This window comes from Frankia sp. BMG5.60 (assembly GCF_059428125.1).
On the sequence record NZ_CM182091.1, the window covers coordinates 7,645,632 to 7,658,703 of the forward strand.

Sequence of the window (13,072 nt, forward strand, 5' to 3'; positions counted from 1 at the left end):
GAAGTCAGGGCCGCACTGGAGGTTGCGCCACAGATGGTGGACCTGGTCCGCAGCGCGGAATGACGTGTCAGCAGTGGTGGAGCGCGATCGGCTTCGGGTCCCTACCCCATCCGCACCGTGATCGCTGTCGGTAGCTCGTCTCTGCTCCATCCATGGCAGTCACGTCATTCGCGTCGCCATTCACTACGTTTCCAACCGGTCGCGGGCATCCTCGCGAGCCTGTTTTCGTGCCCTGCCGGTCGGCTGATCTCCGATATGTGGACGACGACAAGATAATCAACGCTGTTGACAGCCTCCCGCCGCCGCGCCCATCAGAAGCGGCCAGGCGTGGGGGCGGGGTCACGGCGCCGAACGGTTGCCCGACCGCATACCCGGGCACGCAGGGGAAGGTGGCTGGCGCGGTCCGCATCCCCGTGCGGCTGCGCGCCCGCGCCCGCCGCCGCCCGACTCGCTACCGCCGTGGGCGGCCCTTCCGGAGGTGGAACGTGCCCGCAGCAACGTCGTTGCCGGCGCCCCTGCGTCGATTCCTGCGCGCTGGCAGGGCGTCCGATCGGGTGGCCCCCGTATCCGGCGCCACCGGGTCCGCCGCGGCTCCGGGGGCGTCCCGCGTGGTCGTGGTGGGCAGCGGGTTCGCCGGCCTGCGGCTGCTGCGGCGGCTGGAGGGTCTGCTGCCGGCGTCCGCGGCGGAGCTCACCGTCGTCTCGCCGGTGGACCACCTGCTCTACACCTCTCTGATGCCGCAGGTCTGCGCGAGCTCGGTCGAGCCGCGGCACCTGGCGGTGGCCACCCGGGGGGCGCTGCGCCGCACCGTGCTGCGCCTGGGCCATGCGGCGGCGGTCGACACCCGGGCCCGCACGGTGACCGTGCTCGGCAGCGACGGCACGGTCGAGGAGCTGGGCTGGGATCGGCTCGTGCTGGCCCCCGGGTCCGTCACGCGGACCTTCGACATCCCGGGCGTGCGCGAGCACGCGATCGGCCTGAAGAACCTCGCCGAGGCCGTGCACCTGCGCGATCACGTGCTGCGGCAGTTCGAGCGGGCGGACGCCACCACCGACGACGCCCGCCGCCGCGCCCTGTGCACCTTCGTGATCGTCGGCGGTGGGTACACGGGCACGGAGCTCGCCGCGCAGATGACCCGCTTCAGCCGGCGCGCGGTGGCGAACTACCCGCGGGTGCGGGCCGAGGATGTCCGCTGGGTGCTTGTCGACCACGCGCCGCGCCTGCTGCACGAGCTGGCGCCGTCGCTAGGCCGCCGGGCCGCCGACGTGCTCACCGCCCGCGGCGTCGAGCTACGGCTGCGGACGGCGGTGAACGAGGTCACCGAGTGCACCGTCCGGTTGGGCCAGGCGGAAGCCCCCGACCAGCACGAGACGATCGACACCCACACGGTGGTCTGGTGCGCGGGGGTGTCCCCGAGCCCGCTCGTGGCCAAGCTGGGCCTGCCCACCACGCACGGGCGCCTCGTCGTCGACGACTGGTTCCGCGTCCCTGAGGTGGATGGCCTGTTCGCACTGGGCGACGCCGCCGCCGTGCCGGACGTGACCCGTTCGGGCGCCCCCGCCGGTCAGACCGCCCAGCATGCCGTGCGCCAGGCCGCGGCCGCCGCCCGCAACGTGGCGGCGTCCCTCGGTCACGGCACCGCCCGGCCGTACCGGCACCGCGATCTCGGGTTCGTGGTCGATCTGGGCGGCCGGGACGCGGTGGCCAACCCGCTGGGGGTCACCCTGCACGGCCTGCCCGCGGCCGTGGTCACCCGGGCGTACCACGCGTACGCGTTGAACAACGGGTCCAATCGGGTCAGGGTGCTCACGGATTGGGCCCTGGACCTGGTCATCCCGCACCAGATCGTGCAGCTAGGCTTCGCCGACGGGCGGCCACCCACGATCGACGCCACCGAGCAGACCGGGATCTACCCCGCCGCGGCGCCGGGACGGGCGGGCGTCGACGCCGACCCCAGTGACTCCCAGGCGCACCCGGGCCGTGCGGTGGGTGGCGTCGCGGGACGATGAACCGGGCCCGGCGTTCCGCCCCGCTGCCCCGATACCCGGTCCGATCGGATGAGCCCCGATACCCGGTCCGATCGGATGAGCCCCGATACCCGGTCCGATCGGATGAGCCACGGCATCCGGTCCGATCGGATGAGGCACGGCCCCCGGCCCGATCGGATCAGGCGGTCCCGCCGCCACCGGCCGCCACCCCGCCCACCGGGATGGCGGTCGGGCTCGTGACGAGCCGGCCGCAGGCGGCCGAGTTGGAGACCTCCTCGGGCAGCTCGGGTTTCACGTCGCTGCGGGCCGCCCCGTCGTAGCGGCCGCTGTGGTTCGCGTCGACGCCGTGCTGCTCGATCACGCCCTCGCCGCCGCGCAGTTCCGCGGCGACCTTCGGGGAGACGGTGATGGTGCGCTCGTAGCCGGCGTCGCCGACGGGGAAGCGGTCCAGCGCGTAGGAGCTGTCTGGGCCGGTGTCCCCGGTCGTGGTGAGCGACACCGCGATGGGGCCGATCGACTTCTTCGCGTCGCCCGAACGGACCTGGCCCCTCGCGCCGGTGCCCGTCGCGTCCGGGCTTGGGCAGGAATGGCTGCCGCCGATGTGGATGTGATGGGGGTGCGGCAGTCCCGGCGCCAGACCGTGGGTCACGATCCGGAGGCTCAGCAGGTTGCCCCGCAGGGTCGCGGTGACCGTGCCGCTCGCACCGGATCGGTTCACCGGACCGAGCTCGGCGATCAGGTAGGTCGGCTCGCCGCCGGGCGTGTCACCTCGTCCGGGCGGCGTCGAGGCCGCGTCGGCGGGCGGCGCGAGCGGATGGCCGGCGTCCGCGCCGATCCTGTCCGCGCCGACCGTGGCTGCCCCATCGGGGGCGGACACGGCCAGGACCGGGAGGACGGCGAGGGGAAGCAGGCCCACGCCGATTCCCGGGACGATCCCCCTGAGACCTCGTCGCATCCGCGGACTCCTTTCGGGCGGTGAACCGTGGCTGCCTCGTGATCGATCGGGTGCGTAGGGTGGCGGCATCAGCCAAGGCCATGAGCGCCTATCCGTCAACGCGATGATGAGCCGGCAGAAGGAGCCCGCCGCGGCGCCGCCCGGATCGGGGGATACGGGTGGGGGCCGGTCGCGCAGTCGGCACATCACCCGATCGGGCCAGCCGAGGCGGCGATTTGGGCGCGTTGTGGTGGGAGGTCCGTTGGTAGCCGGTCGAGACGCTTTATCGGCAGGTCAGCGGGTATTCGGCCCACCCGGACGGGGGACAGCCTCATGACGACGGACGGCCTTGGGAGGCGCGGGATGGCGCTCGGTGGCCGCATCGACCGGGCCCAGCAACGCAACCGGGGGGTCGGCTTCGTCATCGCCGTCATCTACAAGTTCGCCGACGATCAGGGCGGCTACCTCGCGGCCCTGATCACCTTCTACGCCTTCCTGTCGCTGTTCCCGTTGTTGCTGCTGCTCACGACCGGGCTGGGCTTCGTCCTGCACGGCCATCCCGACCTGCAGGAACAGGTCGTGACCTCTACACTGAGCCAGTTCCCGATCATCGGTGATCAGCTCCGCGACGACGTGCAGGCGCTCAAGGGCAGCGGGATCGCCGTCGCCGTCGGCGTCCTCGGCGCCATCTCCGGCAGCCTCGGCGTCGCCCGGGCGATCGGCAACGCCCTCGACACCGTCTGGGCGGTGCCGCGCCGGGCCCGACCGAACCCGTTCTTCGCCCGGCTGCGCAGCCTCAGCCTCATCGGCCTGCTCGGCCTCGGTGTGCTCATGACGACGGTGCTCTCCAGCGTCACAACCGGGGCCTCGGCGTTCGGCCGGTTGGCCGCCGGGTTCCAGGTGCTCGCGGTCGCGATCTCCACGGCGGGCAACGCCGGCCTGGTCCTCGTCGCCTTCAAGGTCCTCACCGCCCGGTCCGTCCGGGTGCGCGAGATCCTGCCCGGGGCGGTGTTCGCGGCGCTCGGCTGGCAGCTCGTGCAGACGCTGGGCAGCTACTACATCGCCCACCAGCTCAAGGGCTCCACCCAGGTCTACGGGCTGTTCGGGCTCGTTCTCGGGCTGATGACCTGGCTGTACTTCCTCGCCGTCGTCGTGGTTCTCGCCATGGAGATCAACGCGGTGCGGGCGGGCCGGCTCTACCCGCGGGCGCTGTTGACCCCGTTCACCGACGACGTCGAGCTGACCGATTCCGACCGGCGGGCCTACACCTCATACGCCAAGGCGGAGCAGTTCAAGAGCTTCCAGCAGGTGGACGTCACCTTCACCGATCTGCCGGACCAGCAGCGCCCGGCGAGCGACCCGTCGTCGGCGGCCCCGGGCGTGGGTCGTGACCCGACCGCCGCCGCGGTCCCCGGTCCATCCGTCGAGGCCGTCCCCGGTCCGCCGGCCGAGGCTGTTCCCGGTCCGTCGGCCGAGAGGGTTCCCGGTCCGTCGGCCGACGTGGATCGCGGCCGCCGACCATAGCGGATCTCGGCCAGGGAATCCGGTCGCCGCCACGACGCCGCCCGGACGGCCCCGTCACGCCGGGGAGGGCGCCGGCCGCGGTCCCGGATCGTCGGGGATCCGGACCGGCGCGAGCAGCACGGCGGTCGGGTCACCGCCCGGCCCGCCGACCACCGCAGGCCACAGGCCGTCGTTGACGCAGTCCTGTGCGACATCGGCAGCCCAGTCGGGGGGCGCGCTCAGGGAGACGAACCGACCCTGGTCCGTGCCAAGGATCACGTGTGCCCCGATCAGCGCATGGCGCAATGCCTGCCCGCGCGGGGTCCGGGCGGCCCACCCCACCGGAGTCCATCCGCCGGCCTCGTCTGCGCGGGGCGGCCAGCCGGAGGTGTTGACCAGCTCCGCGCGCAGCCGCAGCAGCGGGCGCGGACCGGGATACAGCCCAGCGCTCAGTCGCAGTTCCGCCTGGGCGAACCAGGCGTCCCAGGTGATCCTGGTCGGCCTCGTCCCACCGTGATCCACTGTCCGGACCTGGCGGCCGGACGGCGCACTGAGCCGTACCGTGTGCGCCCCCGATCGGGCCACACCCCGCCCGCCCGCCGGCTCCCAGGGGGCCGGGCGAGGGGCACTGAGATGAGGTAGCCAGCCGCGAGGCCATGTTCCGGTCGACGGAGTCGAGGGATGAGTGATCGGGCCGGGGCGCGCCGCGAGCAGGTCCGCGATCGTCACGTCCTCATCGACCTCGTGGGGCAGAAACTCCGCCTGGTCGTCGGGGTCGGCGTCGACGGCCACCTCCCGCCCGACGCTGCTACCGCCCGATCGGAGGACCTGCTGCTCTCGCGTCGTGATCTGCAGCCAACGGACCTGCGCGGTCAGCATGGCGTCGGGGCCCGCCTCCAACAGGCACTCCGCGTGGACGTAGGCCCGGTCAGCCGGATGGCGTGCGGCGTAGGCAGCCGGGGTCAGCACCCCGACGAGCCCGCCCGACGCGCCCCCACCGGGCCGCACGCGACGGCCCGGATCGTGCCGGTAGATCGTCGCGTCGGCGATCGCCGCCGCCCGGTCTAGCCGCGCCTGAACCGTCCTCATCGCAAGCCCCCTTCACGCTCGGCTGCACCGGCGTGCCGCTGCGCCACACGATCGGCCGAGCAGGCGGACTGGTCTCCGCACCGCCCACCCCGCGTGCTGTCACCGCCCGGACCCTGTCCGGCCACCGCCAAAATGGACCCTCACCGTCCGAGCGGACCTCACCGTCCGAGCGGACCCCACGCCGAACGGACCCCACGGTCCGACGGCACGACTGGTCAGAGGACGCTGATCGCCTCCCCGGCGTGGACCAGCACCGCGTCGCCTGTCTGGGCTCGGACGAGGGCGAGACCGATCTCCTCGGTGCCGGCCGGTGTCCGGACAAGTGCTACCGCGCCCGGCAGGCACCGGACGATCTCGGCCTCGATCGTCTCCTCCGGTCCGGCGAGCTGCCCCGCCGCGCCACACACGGGCGCCTCAGGGCCCGGACGGGCGGCTGCTTGCGCGGCCTCCCACGCTGACAGCCGTTCAGCTCCCGTACGTGCGGCTTCGTCTCCCGCACCGGTGACGCGCGGCGTACGCCGTTCGGGGGACGCCACGGTGGGGCCGGGAGTGTCCCGCCGCCGGCGTGGTGGTCTGCTGGCGCTTCTGACCTGCTCGTTCATCGGTCATCACCTCGATACAGGTCTACCCGGCGCAACGGTACGACCCGCGCTCGGAGGTCACCAGTCGGCTCGGACGGGTCCGCGGCCGTGCGATCGGGCAGCATGGGAGCGGTGGGAGTAAAGACGACCAACGACGGCGAGGCGTTCGACCGGCTGTGCGCCCTCGTCGCGGCAGGCGGCGTCGCCGTGGTGAGCGGGGCGGGGATCTCGACCGATTCCGGTATCCCGGACTATCGGGGCCCGAACGGGGCGCTGCGCCGCCACACCCCGATGACCTACCAGCAGTTCACCAAGGAACCGGGGGCTCGTCACCGCTACTGGGCGCGCAGCCACGCCGGCTGGCGGCAGGTCGCCCGGGCCGAGCCCAACGCGGGCCACCGTGCGGTGGCCCGCCTGGAGCAGGCGGGCCTGGTCAACGGCATCATCACCCAGAACGTCGACGAGTTGCACCAGCGCGCCGGCTCCCGGCATGTCATCGATCTGCATGGAAGCCTCTCCCGCGTGGTGTGCGGCGACTGCGGGCAGGTGAGCCCGCGCCTCGACCTCGACGAGCGGCTGAGCGCGGCGAACCCGGGCTTCCGCATCTCCGGAGCCCCCACCAACCCGGACGGTGACGTCACCCTCTCGGCGGAGACGGTCGCCCGCTTCGTCATGGTCGACTGCCGTGGCTGCGGCGGTGAGCGGCTGGAACCGGACGTGGTGTTCTTCGGCGCCACCGTGCCGCGACCCCGCGTGGCGCAGGCGTTCGATCTGGTCGAGAGCGCGCGTGCGGTGCTGATCCTGGGATCGTCACTGACGGTGATGTCCGGATACCGGTTCGTCCTGCGGGCGGCCGAGCTTGACATTCCGGTCGCGATTGTCAACCAGGGGTCCACCCGTGGAGACAGCCGGGCGACGGTCCGTGTCGACGCTCCCCTCGGGACGCTGCTGCCCCGGCTGGCTGCCGCCGTCACCAGCGGCGAACAAACGCTCGCGCCGTCACGGACCGTGCCGTCCCTGGCCCTGTCGGGGGATTCGCCCGCTGAGCTGTGAGGATGGGGAGATGCGATCGGTCTCCCGCTCCCAGCCCGCGAACGTGGCGTTCCGTCATGCCACCGACAGCGCCGCCGAGGCGGCGGCGATCGTCGCTCTCGTCGAATCCGCGTACCGAGGGGAGCCCAGCCGGGCGGGGTGGACCACCGAGGCGGACCTGATCGGGGGCCAGCGCACGGATGTCGAGGAGGTGCGTGCCGCCCTGACCGCTCCGGACGGGACAGTTCTGCTCGCGGAGGAGCCCTCGGGTCTCCTCGTGGGCTGCTGCCACGTGGAGCGTCGGATCGAGCCCCCGGCGCACGGCGGAGCTGGTGTGGTCCGGACGGATGAGCTGGTAGCCCGGCCGGGCGAGGACAAGGGGACCATCGCAGCGGGGATCAGCGCGGTGACGGGGGCCTACTTCGGCATGTTCGCCGTCAGCCCCACCCGGCAGGGGGCCGGAGTGGGCGGGGCGCTGCTGCGGCTCGCCGAGCGGCACGCCGTCACCGCGTGGTCGGCGTCGTGGATGGAGATGCAGGTCATCGCTCAGCGAAGCGAACTCATCGGCTGGTACCGCGGCAAGGGATACCTCCCGACCACCGCCACCCGACCGTTTCCGTACGCCGACGAGCGGTTCGGTCGGCCGCTGCGGCCCGACCTCTACTTCATCGTCCTGCGCAAGCCGCTCGCCTGACGTCGCCGATCCGGCGAGCGGGCACGACGTCCGATTCCCGCCAGCATCCGGAGGCGATCGCGCCGAGAGTGGGGGCATGAGGACCGACGAGGGCCGCTACGAGGCGGTGGCCAGCCGGGATGCCCGATTCGACGGCGCCTTCTACTTCGCCGTGACCAGCACGGGCATCTACTGCCGTCCGAGTTGCCCGGCGGTGACGCCGAAGCGGACGAACGTCCGGTTCTTCCCGACGGCCGCGGCGGCGCACGGTGCCGGCTTCCGGGCCTGCCGCCGGTGCCGGCCGGACGCGGTGCCCGGCTCCGCCGAGTGGGACATCCGCGCTGACGTGGTCGGCCGGGCGATGCGCCTGATCGGCGACGGTGTCGTCGATCGGGAAGGCGTGGCCGGCCTCGCCGCCCGGCTGGGCTACAGCGCGCGCCAGCTCCACCGGCACCTGACCGCCGAGGTGGGCGCCGGGCCGCTAGCCCTGGCCCGAGCGCGGCGCGCGCACATCGCGCGGCTGCTGCTGCAGACCACCGCCTTGCCCGCCACCGAGGTGGCCTTCGCCGCCGGCTTCGCGAGCGTTCGCCAGTTCAACGACACCATCCGAACGGTCTATGCGGCGACACCCCTCGAGCTGCGCGGTCCACGGCCGCCACGGACCGTCCCGCCCGGCCCGAGCCGCGGCGATCGGGTGGGTCCGGGCGGCCGACCCGAAGAGGGTGGCCTCACCCTCCGGTTGGGCTACCGCCGGCCCTACGAGGCGGGTCACCTGTTCGACTACCTCGCCGAGCGGGCCCTGCCCGGGGCGGAGGAGGTCGTGGGCGAGCGAGGACGGCGAACCTACCGGCGCACCCTGCGCCTGGCCCGTGGCCACGGCGTCGCAGAGGTGGCCGAGCGCCCGACCGGCGACGACGCCGGCTGGCTGGACTGCCGGCTGATCCTGAGCGATCTGCGGGACCTCGGCAGCGCCGTCAGCCGGCTCCGTCGGCTGTTCGACCTCGACGCCGATCCGCTCGCCGTCGCCGACCGGCTCGCCGGTGATCCCGCCCTGGCCGCGCAGGTGGGCCGCCTACCCGGACTACGCGCCCCCGGTGCCGCCGACCCGCATGAGCTCGCCGTGCGGGCCGTGCTGGGGCAGCAGGTGTCGGTGGCCGCCGGGCGGCGCCTGGGCGCGGTGTTGCTGGCTGCCTACGGCGATCCGCTGCCCACGCCGAGCGGCGGCCTGACCCTGCTGTTCCCCCGGGTCGACACCCTCGCCTCGGCCGGTCTGGCGGAGCTGGGGATGCCGGCGGCGCGACGGGACGCCGTGCGGACGCTTGCCGGCGCGCTTGCGGACGGCTCCGTGGTCCTCGACGCCGGCGTGGACCGCGACGAGGCGCGACGGGCGCTGCTGGCGCTACGCGGCATCGGGCCCTGGACGGCGGGTTACCTCCGGATGCGAGCCCTGGGCGACCCGGATGTGCTCCCGCCGGGCGATGCGGCCCTGCGCGCCGCGGACCGCCGCGGCGACGTCGACCTGGGTCGCGCCGCCGCCTGGGCGCCTTGGCGCAGCTATGCGGCGCACCACGTGTGGGCTGCCGCAGCCACCCGCGGCGACCCACCCAGGATGACCCGCGCGGGTCTGCGCGCGGGCCGTGCCCGTCCGAGCCGGCACGCGGCGGAAGCTGGCCGCGGGCCCGGTTCCCGGGCCGGGTCGACCACGCACGTCGACGCAGTCCCGGTGGGCGAAGCAGTCCCGGTGGGCGGGGCAGTCCCGGTGGGCGGGGCAGTCCCGACGGACGGGACCGGATCGGAAGGGGAGCGGTGATGTTCTACACGACGCTGGCGAGCCCGGTGGGCGAGCTGCTGCTGGTGGGGGCCGCAACGGACCAGGCGCCCGGCGGGCTGGCCCTGGCCTCGCTGTCCATGCCGGGGCAGCGCGGCGCAGCGGTACCCGCGCCGCACTGGCGCCGCGCCCCCGAACTCCTCGCCGCTGCCGCCGGCGAGATCGAGGAGTACTTCGTCGGCGAACGGCACACGTTCACCCTCACCCTGCGGACCGGCGGCACCGTGTTCCAGGAGCGGGTCTGGCGGGCGTTGGAGGCGATCCCCTACGGCACGACGATCAGCTACGGCCAGCTCGCCGCCCGCGTCGGAGTCGGGCGCGGCGAGGTGCGCGCGGTCGGCGCGGCGGTTGGTGCGAATCCGCTGCTGCTGGTACGACCCTGCCACCGGGTGATCGGCGCGGACGGCACGCTGCGCGGCTTCGCCGCCGGGCTGGACCGCAAGGAGTTCCTGCTGCGCCACGAGGGCGCGCTCGCACCGACGCTGGACCTCGCCGGCGAGGCCACCGCGGCGAGCGCGCCGGCCGGCCCAGCCGTGGGGTTCGGATGACGGCACCGCAGCCGGTCGCCGGAGCCGAGGAGCGCGTACGGGCCATGGACTGGGCGGCGATCGGCGCGGAGCTGGATGCCACCGGCTGTGCCCTCGCCGGCGCGGTGCTCACCGGGACGCAGTGCCGCGACCTCGTGCGTCTGTACGAGGAGCCCGCCCGCTTTCGGTCCACCGTGGACATGGGACGCCACCGGTTCGGGTCGGGGGAATACCGCTACTTCGATCAGCCACTTCCCCCGCCGGTCCGGGCCCTGCGCGCGGCGTTCTACCCGTTCCTGCTGCCCGTCGCCCGGCGGTGGGCCGCCCGGCTGGGCCGGTCCGCCCCGTGGCCGGACACCCTCGACGCCTGGCTGGCCGACTGCCACCGCGGCGGGCAGTGCCTGCCCACGCCGCTGCTGCTGCGCTACCGGGCGGGCGACTGGAACGCGCTGCACCGCGACCTGTACGGCGAGCTGGTCTTCCCCCTGCAGGTCGTCATCGGCCTCGACACCCCCGGCGCGGACTACACCGGTGGCGAGTTCCTGCTCGTCGAGCAGCGCATGCGGGCCCAGTCCCGGGGCACCGCTCTCACCCTCCGGCGAGGGCATGCCCTGATCTTCACCACCCGGGATCGGCCGGTCCCCTCCGCGCGCGGCTGGTCCGCCTCGCCCATGCGGCACGGAGTCAGCACCGTCCGATCGGGCCGGCGTCACGCCCTCGGCCTGATCTTCCATGATGCCGCCTGATCGGACCCCCGGGTGCAGTCCGCGACGAGCGCGGGGCCGCGGCCGACCACCCGGGGCACGCCGACCACCCGGGGCACGCCGACCACCCGGGGCACGCCGACCACCCGGGCCAGGATGTGTCAGGGCTCCCAGCCGGGCATAGTCGACATCGGCGTGCACCCCTCGTGCGTGCCGGCCAGACGACGATCGGAGCGGCCGATGACCACCATCCAGGACCCTCACCTGTCGGCGATCCGCGACGTCGAGCCGGCGACGCCCCAGGGCTGCGGCGAATGTCTGCGCACCGGCGGCCGCTGGGTACACCTGCGGCTCTGCCTGACCTGCGGCAACGTCGGCTGCTGCGACTCCTCGCCGGCGCGGCACGCCAGCGCCCACGCCGCCCACCACGGCCACCCCATCGTCCGCTCGTTCGAACCGGGCGAGGACTGGCGCTGGTGTTACGTCGACGAGGCGTTCGTCTGACGAGTCCCCAAGGCGGCCCGCCCCGCCCCCCAACACCGCCGCCGCACCGTAGCTCAAGGACCGATGTGGATGCAGGTGGCCCATTCGGAGGGTCTGGTCCTCCACCGGACCCAGGGTGGCGATGACCTGCCGGAAGCCGGCCAGGTGAAACGCCGCCCCCAGATGGATGGCCTCGTCCCAGAGCCGCAGGCCGCCCTGCGCCGTCGAGCCACACCCTCGGTCTGATCTTCCACGATGCCGCCTGATCGAACCGCGTCGTCGGGCGCATTCCTGCGGTCCTTCGCCATGACGATCATCATGCGGCGGCCTATCTCACGATCTGGAGGACGGCCATCATGCCCATGTCCTCGTGGTTGAGGATGTGGCAGTGCAGGACCGTCTTTCCGGTGAAGTCGGTGAAATGGATTCGCACGACCACCTCTCCCCGCGCGGGGAGGTTCACGGTGTCCTGCAGGCTCAGTGCGTGATGCGGTACGCCGTCGATGCTCATCACCTGGAAGCGGTTGGTGTGCACGTGGAAGGAGTGCTGCTCGTCGGATTCGTTGCGGACGGTCCATTCTTCGACCGTGTCGAGCCTGGACCGAATGTCGACCCGGTTTTCGTCGAAGGTCCGACCGTTGATGTAGAACTGGGTTCCGGCGCTGTTCTCCGAGAAGACGATGGTGTGGCGCGCGGCGATGGGATCGCGGCTCAGGTCCGTCCGCGGTCTCGGGTCGAAGGTGGTGGGCAACACCGCCGGTCGCATCGCCGGACCGCTGGAGACGACGGTGGCGAGGGCCTGCCGGGGAAAACTGTTGCCTGCCGGTCCGGTGTTGTAGGCGAGGGTTTCCAGTGCGGTGCGGCCGGCCGGGCCGCCCTGCACGAGCACGTCATAGCGGGCGCCGGCCGGAATGACGAGAGAGTCCGCGGACCAGACCCGGGTGACGGGGCTCGCATCCTGCGTGATCACGTGGAACCGCTGCCCCGGCAGCCGCAGTCGGTAGTAGATGTTGGCGCTGATGTTGGCCAGCCGCCACAGCTGGGTCTCGCCCGGCCTGATCTGGATGGTCGGGTTCCGCTGGCCGTTGACCGTGCGGTTCGTCGCCGCTCCGATGTGCAGGTCCTCGGTCCGGATCGCGTCGCCCTGGACCTGGAAGTCCTTCAGGGCGACGACGTGCTCGGTGATGTGACGGAGATCCGGCGGCAGGTACCGCTGCAGGCCGTCGACGATGATGATTCCCGACATCCCTCCGGCGACCTGCGACGCGGCATGCGGATGCCCATGGGAATGGTACCAGTAGGTCCCCGGTGTCAGGGTCCGAGGGAACTGGTATACGTAATGATATGTCTCGCCCGGATGGATGTGGATGAAGACGTTGTCGGAGTTTCCGGCTGGCGACACGTGCAGCCCGTGGATATGCAGGTTCGTGTAAGGACGGACGCGGTTCACCATCGTCAGATCCAGCCGGTCACCCGGCCGGAATCGCAGCGTCGGCGGCATGTACAGGCCGTTGTAGGTAAGCGCCCACAGCCGGTGGCCGGCCAACTCGACCTGGCGGCGCTCCACGACGATACGGACCCGCAGGACGCCGTCCTGACTCACGTATTGCGGCGGGTCCCGAAGCGGCTGTCCCTGCGGCGGTGTGGGCGCCGCCGTCGGCGCGGACATGCCCGGCTGGTTGGCGCCGACCATCACAATGGCACCGATCAATGCCGCAACCGTGAGTCGT

12 protein-coding genes are annotated in these 13,072 nt (G+C 72.8%); 8 read left to right on the forward strand and 4 right to left on the reverse strand.

What is annotated here, in order from left to right; all coding sequences use genetic code 11:
* Positions 1–554: 554 nt before the first annotated feature.
* Positions 555–2,009 carry an NAD(P)/FAD-dependent oxidoreductase gene (locus tag AC5R91_RS31265; protein ID WP_495394873.1) on the forward strand — a complete coding sequence of 485 codons (1,455 nt, stop codon included), beginning with the start codon at positions 555–557 and terminating at the stop codon, positions 2,007–2,009.
* A gap of 157 nt (positions 2,010–2,166) precedes the next feature.
* Here AC5R91_RS31265 and AC5R91_RS31270 read toward each other — a convergent pair whose 3' ends face one another.
* Positions 2,167–2,943 (reverse strand): hypothetical protein, encoded by a 777-nt coding sequence (locus tag AC5R91_RS31270; RefSeq protein WP_495394874.1) that lies wholly within the window; start codon positions 2,941–2,943, stop codon positions 2,167–2,169.
* A 312-nt stretch (positions 2,944–3,255) separates the two neighbouring features.
* Between AC5R91_RS31270 and AC5R91_RS31275 the strand changes: the two genes are divergently transcribed.
* A complete protein-coding gene (locus tag AC5R91_RS31275; protein WP_495394875.1) occupies positions 3,256–4,446 on the forward strand; it encodes a YihY/virulence factor BrkB family protein in 1,191 nt (396 codons plus the stop codon).
* A 54-nt stretch (positions 4,447–4,500) separates the two neighbouring features.
* Here AC5R91_RS31275 and AC5R91_RS31280 read toward each other — a convergent pair whose 3' ends face one another.
* Entirely contained in the window at positions 4,501–5,514 is a 1,014-nt protein-coding gene (locus AC5R91_RS31280; RefSeq protein WP_495394876.1) for a hypothetical protein, read from the reverse strand.
* 215 nt (positions 5,515–5,729) lie between these two features.
* The gene (locus AC5R91_RS31285) at positions 5,730–5,921 is read right to left on the reverse strand and encodes a HypC/HybG/HupF family hydrogenase formation chaperone (protein ID WP_495394877.1); all 192 of its coding nucleotides are present in this window, start codon (positions 5,919–5,921) and stop codon (positions 5,730–5,732) included.
* Between the two features lie 297 nt (positions 5,922–6,218).
* On the opposite strand from AC5R91_RS31285, the gene AC5R91_RS31290 reads away from it, so the two are divergent.
* From AC5R91_RS31290 to AC5R91_RS31315, 6 genes are all read left to right on the forward strand, one after another.
* Entirely contained in the window at positions 6,219–7,148 is a 930-nt protein-coding gene (locus AC5R91_RS31290) for an NAD-dependent protein deacetylase (RefSeq protein WP_495394878.1), read from the forward strand.
* A gap of 10 nt (positions 7,149–7,158) precedes the next feature.
* The gene (locus tag AC5R91_RS31295; protein WP_495394879.1) at positions 7,159–7,821 is read left to right on the forward strand and encodes a GNAT family N-acetyltransferase; all 663 of its coding nucleotides are present in this window, start codon (positions 7,159–7,161) and stop codon (positions 7,819–7,821) included.
* A 76-nt stretch (positions 7,822–7,897) separates the two neighbouring features.
* Positions 7,898–9,610 carry an AlkA N-terminal domain-containing protein gene (locus tag AC5R91_RS31300; RefSeq protein WP_495394880.1) on the forward strand — a complete coding sequence of 571 codons (1,713 nt, stop codon included), beginning with the start codon at positions 7,898–7,900 and terminating at the stop codon, positions 9,608–9,610.
* Complete coding sequence (locus AC5R91_RS31305; RefSeq protein ID WP_495394881.1) at positions 9,610–10,176, forward strand: methylated-DNA--[protein]-cysteine S-methyltransferase; 567 nt, start codon at positions 9,610–9,612, stop codon at positions 10,174–10,176. Before AC5R91_RS31300 ends, AC5R91_RS31305 begins: the two co-directional genes overlap by 1 nt.
* Positions 10,173–10,901: a 2OG-Fe(II) oxygenase gene (locus AC5R91_RS31310; RefSeq protein ID WP_495394882.1), complete on the forward strand. Its 729-nt coding sequence runs from the start codon at positions 10,173–10,175 to the stop codon at positions 10,899–10,901. Before AC5R91_RS31305 ends, AC5R91_RS31310 begins: the two co-directional genes overlap by 4 nt.
* A 198-nt stretch (positions 10,902–11,099) precedes the next feature.
* Positions 11,100–11,363: a UBP-type zinc finger domain-containing protein gene (locus AC5R91_RS31315; RefSeq protein ID WP_495394883.1), complete on the forward strand. Its 264-nt coding sequence runs from the start codon at positions 11,100–11,102 to the stop codon at positions 11,361–11,363.
* A gap of 307 nt (positions 11,364–11,670) precedes the next feature.
* Here the strand turns inward: AC5R91_RS31315 and AC5R91_RS31320 are convergent, their stop codons facing one another.
* A complete protein-coding gene (locus AC5R91_RS31320) occupies positions 11,671–13,053 on the reverse strand; it encodes a multicopper oxidase family protein (protein WP_495394884.1) in 1,383 nt (460 codons plus the stop codon).
* Between the last annotated feature and the right edge of the window lie 19 nt (positions 13,054–13,072).

Bases quoted from the DNA above. Each gene is read 5' to 3' on its own strand.
- AC5R91_RS31270 (WP_495394874.1), bottom strand. From the start codon at position 2,943: ATGCGACGAGGTCTCAGGGGGATCGTCCCGGGAATCGGCGTGGGCCTG.
- AC5R91_RS31275 (WP_495394875.1), top strand. From the start codon at position 3,256: ATGACGACGGACGGCCTTGGGAGGCGCGGGATGGCGCTCGGTGGCCGC.
- AC5R91_RS31280 (WP_495394876.1), bottom strand. From the start codon at position 5,514: ATGAGGACGGTTCAGGCGCGGCTAGACCGGGCGGCGGCGATCGCCGAC.
- AC5R91_RS31290 (WP_495394878.1), top strand. From the start codon at position 6,219: ATGGGAGCGGTGGGAGTAAAGACGACCAACGACGGCGAGGCGTTCGAC.
- AC5R91_RS31295 (WP_495394879.1), top strand. From the start codon at position 7,159: ATGCGATCGGTCTCCCGCTCCCAGCCCGCGAACGTGGCGTTCCGTCAT.
- AC5R91_RS31300 (WP_495394880.1), top strand. From the start codon at position 7,898: ATGAGGACCGACGAGGGCCGCTACGAGGCGGTGGCCAGCCGGGATGCC.
- AC5R91_RS31305 (WP_495394881.1), top strand. From the start codon at position 9,610: ATGTTCTACACGACGCTGGCGAGCCCGGTGGGCGAGCTGCTGCTGGTG.
- AC5R91_RS31310 (WP_495394882.1), top strand. From the start codon at position 10,173: ATGACGGCACCGCAGCCGGTCGCCGGAGCCGAGGAGCGCGTACGGGCC.
- AC5R91_RS31315 (WP_495394883.1), top strand. From the start codon at position 11,100: ATGACCACCATCCAGGACCCTCACCTGTCGGCGATCCGCGACGTCGAG.